Genomic DNA, 12724 nt, shown 5'->3' on the forward strand with positions numbered 1-12724 from the left:
AATATGCGACACACCGGTGACACGCGCACCCTGCCGTCCCTACGATCGACGGCATGAAGCGACAGGCGGATCTCACGAAGCGGCGGGCAGTAGACCTGTGCCGCGTCGCCGCCATGCTCTGTCGCACCTTCTGAGCGACCGCGTCGGCCCGCTCCGACGCGCGCATCCCCGCCGCCCTGCATCAAGGGCATCCGTGCGCCGCCCTCGTCATGGGCGCGCGCCCTTGCATACCTCGCACGCCCCGCCGTAACTGCCCCGGAGGAGAAAGAGCATGAGCCGCAGCGACGTCCTGGTAGACGCCGACTGGCTTCAGGAGCACCTGGACGACTCGAGCATCGCGATCGTCGAGGTGGACGAGGACACGTCCGCGTACGAGAAGAACCACATCAAGAACGCGATCCGCATCGACTGGACCAAGGACCTCCAGGACCCGGTGCGCCGTGACTTCGTCACGCAGGAGGGCTTCGAGAAGCTCCTGTCGGACAAGGGCATCGGCAACGACCACACGGTGGTCCTGTACGGCGGCAACAACAACTGGTTCGCCTCGTACGCGTACTGGTACTTCAAGCTGTACGGCCACGACAACGTCAAGCTCCTCGACGGCGGCCGCAAGAAGTGGGAGCTCGACGCCCGCGAGCTCGTCGCCGGCGACGAGGTGCCCGAGCGGCCGAAGACGGACTACAAGGCCAAGGCCCAGAACACGTCCATCCGCGCCTTCCGCGACGACGTCGTGGCGGCCATCGGTTCGCAGAACCTGGTCGACGTGCGCTCGCCCGACGAGTTCTCCGGCAAGCTGCTCGCCCCCGCCCACCTGCCGCAGGAGCAGTCCCAGCGCCCCGGCCACGTGCCGAGCGCCCGGAACATCCCGTGGTCCAAGAACGCCAACGACGACGGCACCTTCAAGTCGGACGACGAGCTCAAGGAGCTCTACGCCGAGGAGAGCGTCGACCTGGCCAAGGACACCATCGCCTACTGCCGCATCGGTGAGCGCTCCGCGCTGACCTGGTTCGTGCTGCACGAGCTGCTCGGTGTGGAGAACGTCAAGAACTACGACGGCTCCTGGACCGAGTACGGCTCCCTGGTGGGCGTGCCGATCGAGCTCGGCGCCAACAAGTAAAGAACCGACCGACCTTTCCAGACCCCTTCAGGAGTACGACATGTGTGGTGCGAAGGCCGGCGGCCCCGACGCCTCGACGATCAAGCCCGGTGAGACCACGATCCAGGGTCAGGTGACCAAGGACGGCGAGCCCGTGGTGGGCTACGTGCGTCTGCTGGACTCGACCGGCGAGTTCACGGCCGAGGTGCCGACCTCGGCGACCGGACAGTTCCGCTTCTACGCGGCCGAGGGCACCTGGACCGTTCGTGCCCTCGTGCCCGGCGCCACCGCCGACCGCACGGTCGTCGCCCAGCAGGGCGGACTGGCGGAGGTCGCGATCGCCGTCTGACGGCGACAGGTTCTCAAGGGCCGCACCCCCCGGGTTGGACGCCTGGGGTGCGGCCCTTCGGCCTGCCCGGACCTACGCTGGACGTATGTACGCACGACGGCGGCGCACGTACTTCGCGATGATGGGCGGCTGCATCGCCCTCTTCGTCCTGGCCTGGGGCGTCGTACGCCTCTGGTCGATTCCCGTGGCCGTCGGCATGTGCGTCGTGGCCATGGTCATCCCGCCCGTGGCCGCGATGGTCGCGAACCGCCGGGGCCCCGACGACCGCTGGTGGGACGACCCGTCCGGGGATCCCCAGTCCGACGAGTGGTGGGACGAGCTGGACGGCAAGAAGCGCCGACGCTGAACCGACCAGGGGGAGGGCCCATGCGCCTGACGGCGGCGACACTGGACGCACCGAACGCCCGTGAGCTGGCCGCCTTCTACCTGCGGCTGCTGCCGGGCTGGCGGGTGTGGCGTGGGGAGGATTGGCAGGACTGGGTGCACATCCGGCCGCCGGACGGCGGCACGGGACTGTCCTTCCAGACCGAGCCCGCCTACCGGCCGCCCGTCTGGCCGAGCGCGCCGGACCGGCAGCAGATGATGATCCACCTCGACATCGAGGTCGACGACCTGGAGCGGGAGACCGCGCGGGCCGTCGCCGAGGGCGCGCGGCTCGCCACGTTCCAGCCGCAGGCCGACGTCCGGGTGCTCCTCGACCCGGCGGGCCACCCGTTCTGCCTCTACACGGAGGCCACGGAGGCCACCGATGCGGCTCAGTAGACGAGGGCCTGGGTGTCGTCCGCCAGAGACTCCTGGACGAAGACCTGGGCGCCGGCGATGCGGACACCCTCGATGACGTCCTTCTCCGTGATCTCGCGGCGGGCCGCGCACTGCGTGCACAGGGTGATGCGGCCGGCCGCGAGGACCGAGTCGAGCAGGTCGGGCAGGGGCGCCGCGTGCGGGAGGTCGAAGTCGGCGGCGCGGCCGGGGAGGGCGTACCAGGCGGATTCGCCGGTCAGCCACAGGGAGACCTCGACGCCGCTGGCGACGGCGACCGCCGCCACCGTGAACGCCTGGGAGCACCGCTCGGGGGCGTCGGCCCCCGCCGTCACCTTGATCACGAGCTTCTTCGCCATAGCCGGAATCGTAGTGCCGAAGACGCCCGCGTAAGCTGGCCTCGGCCCTGTGCACCCATTCGCACCTCGCTCAAGGAGCACCCCGTGGAGCTTTTCTTCGAAATCCTGTTGGTCCTGGTCGCCGTGGGCGTCCTCGCCTTCGCCGGACTGACCGTGAAGAAGCTGTACCAGGGCCAGCGCTGACCCCCGTCTAGGAAGTTCCCATGATCGAGATCCCGTCCGACCTTCACAAGGACCTCGTCCCGCTCGCCTTCCTGCTCGGAAACTGGGCGGGTGCCGGTGTGCACGACTTCCCCGGCTCCGAGAAGTGCAACTTCGGGCAGGAGGTCACCTTCACCCACGACGGCCGGGACTTCCTGGAGTACCACTCGCACTCGTGGGTGCTGGACAACGACGGCAACAAGGTCCGTCCGCTGGAGTCCGAGCACGGCTTCTGGCGCATCGACGCAGGCCGCAAGGTCGAGGTGACGATGACCCGCGACGACGGCGTCATCGAGATCTGGTACGGCGAGCTGGCCGACCAGAAGCCCCAGATCGACCTGGTCACCGACGCCGTCGCCCGCACGGCCGCCTCCCAGCCGTACACCGGCGGCAAGCGGCTCTACGGCTACGTCAAGAGCGACCTGATGTGGGTCGGCGAGAAGCAGACCCCCGAGGTCGAGCTGCGCCCCTACATGTCCGCCCATCTGAAGAAGGTCGTCACCCCGGAAGAGGTCGAGCGCTGGGCCAAGGCCCTCCCCGACGACATGCCGGACGACGGCATCGCCTTCTTCAAGTAGTTCTAGACTCGAGGTGTGGTGAGCACCGACTGGAAGAGCGATCTGCGGCAGCGCGGCTACCGGCTGACCCCGCAGCGGCAACTCGTGCTCGAAGCCGTGGACACCCTGGAGCACGCGACCCCCGACGACATCCTCGTGGAAGTGCGGAAGACGGCGTCGGGGGTCAACGTCTCCACCGTCTACCGGACCCTGGAGCTCCTGGAGGAGCTCGGGCTGGTCAGCCACGCCCATCTGGGACACGGGGCGCCGACGTACCACCTCGCGGACCGGCACCACCACCTCCACCTGGTCTGCCGTGACTGCCAGAACGTCATCGAGGCGGACGTCTCCGTGGCCGCCGAGTTCACCGGCAAGCTGCGGCAGTCGTTCGGCTTCGACACCGACATGAAGCACTTCGCGATCTTCGGCCGATGCCAGGACTGCGCGCTCAAGGCTTCAACTACCGAGTCGTAGGCTTACGTATATGAAGAGCCCCCTGCTGACCCTGCCCGGCGCCGTCCCCGCCGAGGGCGTGGACGAAGGCGTCGCCGCCCACTACGGCGATCTGTTCCGCGAGCAGCGTGCCCTCGCCGACGGCACCGGTTTCGTGGACCTCTCGCACCGGGGGGTCGTCGCCGTCACCGGCGAGGACCGGCTGGCCTGGCTGCACCTGCTGCTCACCCAGCACATGAGCGAACTCCCCGCGGGCCGGGCCACCGAGGCGCTGATCCTCTCCGCGAACGGCCACATCGAGCACGCCCTGTATCTCGTCGACGACGGCGAGACGGTCTGGGCCCATGTGGAGCCGGGCACCCAGGACGCGCTGATCGCGTACCTGGAGTCGATGAAGTTCTTCTACCGGGTCGAGGTCGCCGACCGCACGGCCGACACCGCGGTGGTGCACCTGCCGGCCGGCTCCATCGCCGAGGTGCCGCAGGGCGTCGCCGTACGGGAGACGCCGCACGGCCGGGACCTGTTCCTGCCCCGTGCCGACCTGGAGGCGTACGCCGGGCAGGCCGGGCCGCCGGCCGGGATCCTGGCCTACGAGGCGCTGCGCGTGGAGCAGCACCGGCCCCGGCTCGGTTTCGAGACCGACCACCGCACCATCCCGCACGAGCTGGGCTGGATCGGCTCGGCGGTGCACCTGCAGAAGGGCTGCTACCGGGGGCAGGAGACGGTCGCCCGCGTGCAGAACCTGGGCAAGCCGCCCCGCCGGCTGGTCTTCCTGCACCTGGACGGCAGCGAGGTCCACCTGCCCGTGGCCGGCACCGAGGTCCGGCTCGCGGACGACGGCCCCGACGGCCGGAAGATCGGCTTCATCACGACCTCCGCACGCCACCACGAGCTCGGCCCGGTCGCCCTCGCACTGGTGAAGCGGAACGTGGCCCTGGACGCCCGGCTGGTGGCCGGGGACACGGCCGCGGCCCAGGAAGTCGTCGTCGCGCCGTAGGACTTGTAGATCTTTCGGGTCAGATTTCGATCTGCACGGTGAACGGGCCGTCGTTCGTCAGTGATACGCGCATCGCGGCGCCGAAGCGGCCCGTGGCCACCGTCGCGCCCAGTGAGCGCAGCTGGGCGACGACCTCGTCGACGAGCGGCTCGGCGACATCGCCGGGGGCGGCGGCGTTCCAGGTGGGGCGGCGGCCCTTGCGGGCGTCGCCGTAGAGGGTGAACTGGCTGATCACCAGGAGCGGGGCGTCGATGTCGCTGCATGACTTCTCGTCGTGCAGCATGCGGATCGACCACAGTTTGCGGGCCAGCTGGGCCGCCTTCTCCTTGGTGTCCTCGTGCGTGACGCCGACGAGGACGCACAGTCCCTCGCCCTCGATCGCGCCCACGGTCTCGCCGTCCACGACGACGCTCGCGCCGTCCACCCTCTGCACCACTGCTCGCATACGTCCATCATGCAGGGCGGTGAATGCGCGACCGCGAGCGGTGCTCGCATGGCACGAACGGGTGGTTTGCGCCGGGCGCCAACGGGCCCCGCACGGCCGTATTTTGCTGCTTAACCGCCCATCTGGGGTCTATCGGGGGCACTCGTTCCCATAGCGGCCAGTTGGGGTGGCACGATGCTTGCACACACCGGTCGAGGGGACGGTTGAGGCACATGAGCACATCAAGCACCGGGCAGCAGTCGGGGACTGTCTGGTCGGCGTACACGGGGATCGGGGCGCCGGAGTACCACCGGCCGCCCACACAACGCACGGACAGCCCGCGGCTGCCCTCGGACGCTCCCGAGCCCGATCAGACCGCGCTGAGCCTGCCCGCGCTGCGCACACTGCGCCGCGAGGCCCAGCGCGACGAGGCCGACCTCAGCTACGTACGGCGGCTGCTCCAGGGGCGGATCGACATCCTGCGCGCGGAGTTGGCACGGCGTGCACCGGCGGACGTGACCGCCGTCGCCGCGCCGGCGGAGGCGTCCGTCGTCGAGAGGCTGGCGGAGATCCTGCGGGACGCCCCGGCCCGGCACCGCTCCTCCGCCCGTCATCTGACCCTGGGCGTCCCGCAGGGCGAGGAGTCCCGGCGGCTGGCCGCGGAGATGCTCGGCGAGGTCGAGCTGTCCGACCTGGACGCGCGCACGGACCTGGAGCTGAACACGGCGATGGTACGGCTCGTGCGCTACGAGCAGCAGGTCTCCCGGCGGCGGCAGCGGCTCCAGCGCACGGCCGACGAGTGCAGCGCGGAGATCGCCCGCCGGTACCGCGAGGGGGAGGCACAGGTCGACGACCTGCTGGTCTGAGCCCGCTCGGGGGCTCCTGGGGGAGGGCCGGTCGGATATTTGCGCGACACCGACCGGCCCTCCGCCTAGCGTGAGCTTATGGCCCCCACTTCCCGCGCCGGCGACATCGACGTACGCCCCATCTCCGAAGCCGAACACGCCGAATGGCTGCGTGCCGTGCACACCGGCTTCCTGCGGGGGCCCGTCGTCTCCGCGGAGGAGATCGAGGGCCGTCGCCGGAACTTCGTCCCGGGGCGCTTCCTCGGCGCCTTCGACGGCGGCCGGTGCGTGGCCACCTTCCGGTCCTTCGACCAAAAGCTCACGGTCGTGGGCGGCGCGAGCGTCCCCGCCGACGCAGTCACGGGGGTCACCGTCACCGCCACCCACCGCCGCCGCGGGCTGCTCAGCCGGATGATGGCGCGGGACCTGGCGGCCGCGAAGGACCGCGGGGACGTCGTGGCGACGCTGATCGCCGCCGAGTACCCGATCTACGGCCGGTACGGCTTCGGGCCTGCGGCCTGGATGGCCGAGTGGACGGTCGATGTGCCGCGCGCCGGCCTCGACGCCCGCTGGGCGGGCCCGGCGGACGGCGGGCGGATCGACCTGGTGGACGGCGACGACGTCCGCAAGCTCGGCCCCGAACTGCACGAGCGGCTGCGCCGTACCCAGCCCGGCGTCATCGACCGCGACGAGCTGTGGTGGAAGGTGAACACCGGCGCCGTACGGTTCGACCCGGCGTGGACGATGCCCTTCTTCGCCGTGTACCGCTCGGCGTCAGGCGAGGTCGAGGGCATGGCCGCGTACGAGGTGGACGACAACTGGGGCGAGGCCAAGCAGCCGTTGAACACGGCGACCGTGAGATGGCTGATCGGGGCGACCCCGGCCGCGGAGCGCGCCCTGTGGCACTACCTCTGCTCCATCGACTGGGTCGTGAAGGTGAAGAGCGGCTGGCGGGCGCCCGACGACCTGCTCCCGCACTTCCTGCCGGATCCGCGGGCGGCCAGGATCACGTCGCTGGCGGACTTTCTGTGGGTGCGGATCCTGGACGTCGTACGGGCGCTGGAGGCGCGGACGTACGAGGGGGAGGGGGCGCTGGTGCTGGAGGTCGCCGGTGTGGACGGTCTGACCGGCGGGCGGTACCGGCTGGAGGCCTCCGCTGCCGGGGCGTCCTGCACACCGACCACCGAGAGCGCTGAACTGGCGCTGGAGATAGGTGAGTTGGGGGCGCTGTGGCTGGGGGACGAGTCGGCGGTGCGGCTGGCGGCGCTGGGGCGGGTGCGGGAAGAACGAGCGGGCGCCGCCCGGAAGGCCGACGCCCTGCTGCGTACGTCCAGGCGGCCTTGGTGCCCGGACATGTTCTGAGCCGCTCCCTTCCGCCGAGGTACAGGGACCCGCATCCGTAGCGAGCTGTTCGGTTGTGGTTGTTGTGCGGTGGTGCTCACCGACCGGGCTCCCGGCTCCCCTCCGGAAGGGAGGCCCGTAGGTGGAGGGTGGATGGCCAACCCGTTGAAGGTCTGACCATGTTTCCTAAGTTGGCGACCAACTTCACTGTACTTATCTCCGCTAGGAAGCGTCTCATAACCACCTAGCACTGAACTGCCGGAAGATGGCGGGAAGTTGTAGTGTTTGGTTGTGGACCCGGAACACACCTCCGTCAACGGACGGAAGAGGTCGCAACGGCCACAGAGAACACATCAAGAGGTGGCCGACGAACTGCGCGCCCGGATCAGGTCAGGAGTGCTGCGGTCCGGTGAGCGCATGCCGACACAGGCGCAGCTGGCCGACGAGTTCGGCGTCGAGCGCGGTGCCGTACGCCAGGCGCTGCGCATCCTGCAGTCCGAGCAGCTGCTCACCAATGTGTCCAAGGGGAGCCCGGCGACCGTCGCCTCCGACCTCGCCAGGGCGCTGACCGGCCCGCAGGCCCCGCCAATGCCCACGACGGTGGGCCTCGCGCCCCGGATCGCCACGGCGTTCGCGGCGGAGCACGTCGAGATCGACGCCGTGTGCCTGACCTCCATCTCCCTCACGCTGGCGATCGGCGAACCCCTGCGGCAGATCCACGCCGGACGGCTGAAACCGGCCAAGGTCGACGTCCGGGTCCTGCTGCCCAGCCGGGACATCGACCTCGCCTTCCCGGTGCCGGTCGGGGGGCGCGGCGACGACTGGGTGCACGAGCGGTGGCTGGCGATGCGCAACGCCCAGGGGCAGGTCCTCCAGCACAATCTGCTGGCCCTGCGTGCCACGCACGGTATCGATGTGCACGTCACGTTCCGGGCCCTGCCCTTCACCCCGCCGGTGAAGCTGTACCTGCTCAACGGCTCGGAGGCGCTGTTCGCGTACTACACGCTGACGCGCCGGGAGGCCGAGATCGACCACGAGCAGAGGGAGATGTACGACGCGCGGGGCACCCAGTCGATGCTGTTCTCCTTCCGGCAGGGCCCCGGCCTGCGCGACACGACCTTCGTCGAGCAGTCGTACCTCTGGTTCAACGCACTGTGGGAGACGATCAGTTCGGAGCTGGTGCTCACGAGCTCATAGGGCGGTCCGCAGCACCAGCAGCGCCAGCACGACGGCTCCTGTGGAGCTGACCGCCGAGTTGTTGGACTTGAGCCCCACGGTGAGGAGGAGCAGGCCGACGATGCCGACCGGGCCGTACTTCCACTGGACGAACTGCTCGAAGGCGACGACTGCGATGGCTGCGAGAAGAGTGAGGGCGGGCATTGGTTTCCCCCTTCGGAGGTTCGGAAGCAAAACTTCCGCCAACTAAGGTAAGTTGGCAACCAACTCTGATTAAGTTGTCCCCACTTGGCCCCTACTCATAAACAACTTTCAAACAACTCCCGCCAGATGGATCAGAGTTGTAGCGTTTGGTCGTGATCCAGGCGGACGTGGCGGAGGACGTGGCGGAGATCGTGGCAGTGAACGGCAGCAGAAGGCTCTCGCCCCAGGAGATCGCCGACAACCTGCGGGAACGCATCCGCACGGGTGAGCTCAAGCCCGGTGACCGGCTGCCCACCCAGGCCGACCTCGCGGAGGAGTTCGGCGTGGAACGCGGCGCCGTCCGCCAGGCCCTGCGGGCACTCCAGGAGGACGGTCTCCTCACCAACGTCAGCAAGGGCAGCCCCCCGCGGATCGCCGCGCCCGCTCCGGCCCGGGGCGAGCCCCAGCCCACGATGGTGGGTCTGGCGCCACGGCTGACCGAGGCGTTCTCGGCTCGTCGCGTACGCGTGGACGTGGTCTGCCACACCGCGGAGACCCTGATGGTCGCCATCGGCGAACCGCTCCGCCTGATCCACGAGGGCCGTATCCACCCCGAGTCGATCGACGTCCGCATCCTCGTCCCGTCCCGGGACATCGAGCTGGCCTTCCCCGTCCCCGTGGAGGCACACGGCGACGACAACCCGGTCCACCAGCGCTGGCTGACCATGCGCAACGCCCAGGGCCAGGTCCTCCAGCACAACTTCCTGGCCCTGCGCTCCACGCACGGCATCGACGTACACGTCACGTTCCGCGCGCTGCCCTTCACCCCGCCGGTGAAGCTGTACCTCCTCAACCAGGAGGAGGCGCTGATCGGCTACTACATGCTGACCAGGCGCGAGGAGGAGTGGGGCAGCCGGACCCTGGACATGTACGACGTCCTCGGCTCCCAGTCCCTCCTCTTCTCCTTCCTGAAACGAGCGGGCCAGCGGGACGCGGCGTTCGTCCAGGAATCCCAGAAGTGGTTCGACGCCCTCTGGGAAACCATCACGACGGACCTGACACTCTCCTAGTGACTCCTGATACGACGAAGACTGGTTCGGTGACAGTCGAGACCGAGAACGATCAGCACCATCTCCTGGCTCTGATCAAACGTGCCCGTGTCGTGCTCTGGGACTTCGACGGGCCCGTCTGCCGTCTGTTCGCCGGGCACTCGGCGGACGGTGTGGCGAGCGACCTGGTGTCCTGGCTGGAGGGCCGGGGGCTGCACGGCCTGCTGACGGACACAGAGCGCGAGTCGCTCGACCCGCAGGTCGTCCTGCGCGCCGTGGACCGCAGGCATCCCGGCAGCGACCTCGCCGCCGAGCTGGAGGAACGGCTCACCCAGGAGGAGCTGCGGGCCGCGTCCTCGGCGATGCCGACCCCGTACGCGGATCCGCTGATACGCACCTGGTCGGCGGTGGGCTCCCGGCTCGCCATCGCCACCAACAACTCCCCGCGGGTGGTGCGCAAGTACCTCGAAAGCCGCGGCCTCGTCGGCTGCTTCGCCCCCCACATCTACGGCCGCACCGAGGAGCTCAGCCACCTGAAGCCGGACCCCCACTGCCTCAACCGTGCGCTGAACGCCATGGGTGCCGCCCCGGCCGACGCCCTGATGATCGGCGACACCCCCTCGGACCACGAGGCGGCGGCACGGGCCGGGGTGCCGTTCCTCGGGTACGCGAACAACCCCCGGAAGGCCAAGATCCTGAGGGAAGCGGGAGCCGGCACCGTGGTCGAGTCCCTGGAGCGCGTACTGGAACTACTGCGCGGCTAGGGGGCTTCTGAGGGATCTCCGCGGCGTCGCGACGCCCGGCACGCACTCTCGCCGCACCGGACAAAAGGCCTAGTAGCTCCTCCCCCACTCTCGGCTTCGCTCGAGCGGGGGGACCCCCATCGAGGCCTTCCGCCCGGCACGCCGAGAGCACGCACCGAACGCCGCTCCTTCTTCCACGGAGATCCCTCAGAAGCCCCCTGGGCCCGCTGTCCGGGCGGGCGCCCCGGTCACCCGGGAGGGGATGAGTTCGGCTCGATAGCCGGGTTCTCCCCTGATCACGGCGTCCGGTGGAGTAACGTGCCTTCCCCCTTACACCATCCGCACCACCGGGGCAGGCTGAACCACCCAATGACACCCCCATCGGTCTCCGGTGCTCGGCAGCGAGCAGTCGAGATGAGCGGCGACCCGAACCTGGTCAAGGGGCCGCTCAAGGGGTACCACCACGAGACCTACGTCCTCGCGTTGCCCGGTGGGACACGAACCGTCAAGGTCCGTGAGCCGCGCTCCGAGATCCTGTGGTTCGACCGGAGGTGCTTCAGGTCGGAGGAGGAGCTGCTCCGCGCCCTCCAGGGGCACATCAGCCGTGTCCCCGGCATCATCGACGTCGCCGGCATGGCGCTTCAGGGTTTCATCGAGGGGCGGACCCTCGGTGAGCAGCGGCGGCCGGGGCGGCGCGTACCCGACGCGGTGTTCGACCAGATCGTCGACCTCTTCCGGGAGATGGTGCGGGTCACGCCGGACATGGTGAGTGCGGGGCGGCGCTGTGGGGACCGGGACCGCGCCGAGGACGGGGACAGCGCCGGCTTTCTGGAACGTCTGATCGTCTTCGTCGAGGAGCGGGTCTACAGGAAGAACCACACGGCGTTCGCCGGCCTGTTCCGCGCGCTCGGTGTCTCGGACGAATCGTTCACCCTGCTGAGGAAGCACGTGCTGGGGCTTCAGGAGCGCCCGTTCTGTCTTCTGCACGCGGATCTGCACCGTGAGAACTTCGTCCTCGATCCGAAGGGCCGGCTCTGGGCCATCGACTGGGAGCTGGCGATGCTGGGCGATCCGCTCTACGACCTGGCCACCCACCTCTACCTGATGCGCTACCCGGGCGATCAGGAGAGCCGTATGGTCCGTGAATGGTGCGACCTGGTCGAGAGGATCCGGCCGGGCAGCTCGTCCGGGTGGGAGCGGGACCTGCCGCTGATCCTCGACTTCAAGCGGGCGCAGTCGGTCTTCACCGATGTCATCCGGGTGTCGCTGTCCCTGCGCGAGGACGCGGGCTTCAACTGGGTGGCCCTGCCCGTGGCCGCCGGCAAGCTGCAGAAGATCCTCACCGCCGCCGCACGACCTCTGGGCCTCGCGCAGGTGCCGAGCCGTTCGCAGATCATGGCCGCGCTGATCCGCTGGCGCGGCGACCAGGAGGCGGCGGATGCGCGCCGGGGGGCGGCGCAGGAGGATCGGCCCGTGCTCACCGAGTCGGGCGCTTCCTGACGCGGACTGCCACCTCGCCGTACTGCGTAGGCTCCCCCCATGAGCGAGACCGGGCTGCGTGAGCGCAAGAAGCGGCGGATGTACCAGGTCGTGTCGGACATCGCGGTGCGGCTCTTCCTGGAGAAGGGGTTCGACGCGGTGTCCGTCGCGGAGGTGGCGGCGGCGGCCGAGATCTCCAAGCCGACGCTGTTCCGGTACTTCCCGGCCAAGGAGGATCTGGTGCTGTACCGGATCGCCGACCACGAGGGGGAGGCCGCGCGGGTCGTGGCGGAGGGGGATGGGCCGCCGGTGGAGGCGTTGCGGCGGCATTTTCTGGAAGGGCTGGAGCGGAGTGATCCCGTGACCGGGCTCAACGACCATCCTCAGGTGCTCGCCTTCCATGCCCTGCTCTACGGGACGCCCTCCCTGGTCGCCCGTGCGCACACGCACCAGGAGCGGTCGGAGGCCGCGCTGGCCGAGGTGCTCGGGGGTGATCTGGACGCGCGGCTGGCGGCCGGGCAGATCATGGCCGTACTGCGGGTTCTCGCGCTGGAGAACTGGCGGCGGATCGCGGCGGGGGAGCGGGTGGCGGACGTACGGGCGGATGCGGTGGCGGCGGCGGAGCGGGCGTTCGGCCGGCTGGCGGCCGGGATGCCGCCACGGCTTCGGGGTGAGGGTGGGTAATAAATTTAACTCGGTTACGTTTTACCCGT

General features: G+C 69.5%; 18 protein-coding genes. 15 read left to right on the forward strand and 3 right to left on the reverse strand.

Translation table 11 applies throughout. From position 1 onward, the window contains the following. The first annotated feature begins 53 nt into the window (after nt 1–53). The 5 genes from OG542_RS40755 (at nt 54) to OG542_RS21810 (ending at nt 2207) form a co-directional block, all read left to right on the forward strand. Complete coding sequence (locus OG542_RS40755; protein ID WP_350310325.1) at nt 54–134, forward strand: putative leader peptide; 81 nt, start codon at nt 54–56, stop codon at nt 132–134. Nucleotides 135–271: 137 nt separating this feature from the next. Then, the gene (locus tag OG542_RS21795) at nt 272–1117 is read left to right on the forward strand and encodes a sulfurtransferase (RefSeq protein ID WP_193479644.1); all 846 of its coding nucleotides are present in this window, start codon (nt 272–274) and stop codon (nt 1115–1117) included. Between the two features lie 40 nt (nt 1118–1157). Next, a complete protein-coding gene (locus OG542_RS21800) occupies nt 1158–1445 on the forward strand; it encodes a DUF1416 domain-containing protein (protein WP_003991226.1) in 288 nt (95 codons plus the stop codon). 85 nt (nt 1446–1530) lie between these two features. After that, the gene (locus OG542_RS21805) at nt 1531–1791 is read left to right on the forward strand and encodes a DUF3099 domain-containing protein (RefSeq protein WP_184599311.1); all 261 of its coding nucleotides are present in this window, start codon (nt 1531–1533) and stop codon (nt 1789–1791) included. A gap of 20 nt (nt 1792–1811) precedes the next feature. Beyond that, a complete protein-coding gene (locus tag OG542_RS21810; protein WP_328413131.1) occupies nt 1812–2207 on the forward strand; it encodes a VOC family protein in 396 nt (131 codons plus the stop codon). Here OG542_RS21810 and OG542_RS21815 read toward each other — a convergent pair. Further along, the gene (locus OG542_RS21815) at nt 2201–2563 is read right to left on the reverse strand and encodes a DsrE family protein (RefSeq protein ID WP_193479646.1); all 363 of its coding nucleotides are present in this window, start codon (nt 2561–2563) and stop codon (nt 2201–2203) included. The two genes, OG542_RS21810 and OG542_RS21815, sit on opposite strands and share 7 nt — an antisense overlap. Nucleotides 2564–2766: 203 nt before the next feature. On the opposite strand from OG542_RS21815, the gene OG542_RS21820 reads away from it, so the two are divergent. From OG542_RS21820 to ygfZ, 3 genes are read left to right on the forward strand one after another with little or no spacing between them, the layout of a single operon-like run. Then, complete coding sequence (locus tag OG542_RS21820) at nt 2767–3342, forward strand: heme-binding beta-barrel domain-containing protein (RefSeq protein WP_311126434.1); 576 nt, start codon at nt 2767–2769, stop codon at nt 3340–3342. Nucleotides 3343–3357: 15 nt separating this feature from the next. Next, complete coding sequence (locus tag OG542_RS21825) at nt 3358–3795, forward strand: Fur family transcriptional regulator (protein ID WP_328413134.1); 438 nt, start codon at nt 3358–3360, stop codon at nt 3793–3795. A gap of 10 nt (nt 3796–3805) precedes the next feature. After that, nucleotides 3806–4771 (forward strand): CAF17-like 4Fe-4S cluster assembly/insertion protein YgfZ, encoded by a 966-nt coding sequence (gene ygfZ / locus OG542_RS21830; protein WP_193479648.1) that lies wholly within the window; start codon nt 3806–3808, stop codon nt 4769–4771. A 19-nt stretch (nt 4772–4790) separates the two neighbouring features. Here ygfZ and dtd read toward each other — a convergent pair whose 3' ends face one another. Beyond that, complete coding sequence (dtd, locus tag OG542_RS21835) at nt 4791–5216, reverse strand: D-aminoacyl-tRNA deacylase (protein WP_030242984.1); 426 nt, start codon at nt 5214–5216, stop codon at nt 4791–4793. Nucleotides 5217–5428: 212 nt separating this feature from the next. Here dtd and OG542_RS21840 point away from each other — a divergent pair, with 212 nt between their 5' ends. From OG542_RS21840 to OG542_RS21850, 3 genes are all read left to right on the forward strand, one after another. Then, nucleotides 5429–6061 carry an RsiG family protein gene (locus OG542_RS21840; protein ID WP_328413137.1) on the forward strand — a complete coding sequence of 211 codons (633 nt, stop codon included), beginning with the start codon at nt 5429–5431 and terminating at the stop codon, nt 6059–6061. Between the two features lie 78 nt (nt 6062–6139). After that, the gene (locus tag OG542_RS21845) at nt 6140–7402 is read left to right on the forward strand and encodes a GNAT family N-acetyltransferase (protein ID WP_328413139.1); all 1263 of its coding nucleotides are present in this window, start codon (nt 6140–6142) and stop codon (nt 7400–7402) included. 264 nt (nt 7403–7666) lie between these two features. Continuing rightward, nucleotides 7667–8578 carry a FadR/GntR family transcriptional regulator gene (locus tag OG542_RS21850; RefSeq protein ID WP_328413141.1) on the forward strand — a complete coding sequence of 304 codons (912 nt, stop codon included), beginning with the start codon at nt 7667–7669 and terminating at the stop codon, nt 8576–8578. Here the strand turns inward: OG542_RS21850 and OG542_RS21855 are convergent. Beyond that, entirely contained in the window at nt 8573–8761 is a 189-nt protein-coding gene (locus tag OG542_RS21855) for a hypothetical protein (RefSeq protein WP_189729472.1), read from the reverse strand. The two genes, OG542_RS21850 and OG542_RS21855, sit on opposite strands and share 6 nt — an antisense overlap. A 197-nt stretch (nt 8762–8958) precedes the next feature. On the opposite strand from OG542_RS21855, the gene OG542_RS21860 reads away from it, so the two are divergent. The 4 genes from OG542_RS21860 (at nt 8959) to OG542_RS21875 (ending at nt 12695) form a co-directional block, all read left to right on the forward strand. Further along, nucleotides 8959–9810: a winged helix-turn-helix domain-containing protein gene (locus OG542_RS21860; protein ID WP_311130326.1), complete on the forward strand. Its 852-nt coding sequence runs from the start codon at nt 8959–8961 to the stop codon at nt 9808–9810. Nucleotides 9811–9839: 29 nt separating this feature from the next. Beyond that, on the forward strand, nt 9840–10553 hold the full coding sequence (locus tag OG542_RS21865) for an HAD family hydrolase (protein ID WP_311126430.1): 714 nt from the start codon (nt 9840–9842) through the stop codon (nt 10551–10553). Nucleotides 10554–10946: 393 nt separating this feature from the next. Further along, nucleotides 10947–12032 carry an aminoglycoside phosphotransferase family protein gene (locus OG542_RS21870; protein ID WP_328413145.1) on the forward strand — a complete coding sequence of 362 codons (1086 nt, stop codon included), beginning with the start codon at nt 10947–10949 and terminating at the stop codon, nt 12030–12032. 39 nt (nt 12033–12071) lie between these two features. Beyond that, nucleotides 12072–12695 (forward strand): TetR family transcriptional regulator, encoded by a 624-nt coding sequence (locus OG542_RS21875; protein WP_328413147.1) that lies wholly within the window; start codon nt 12072–12074, stop codon nt 12693–12695. Nucleotides 12696–12724 lie beyond the last annotated feature (29 nt).

This window comes from Streptomyces violaceus (assembly GCF_036014075.1).
Classification (GTDB): domain Bacteria; phylum Actinomycetota; class Actinomycetes; order Streptomycetales; family Streptomycetaceae; genus Streptomyces; species Streptomyces violaceus.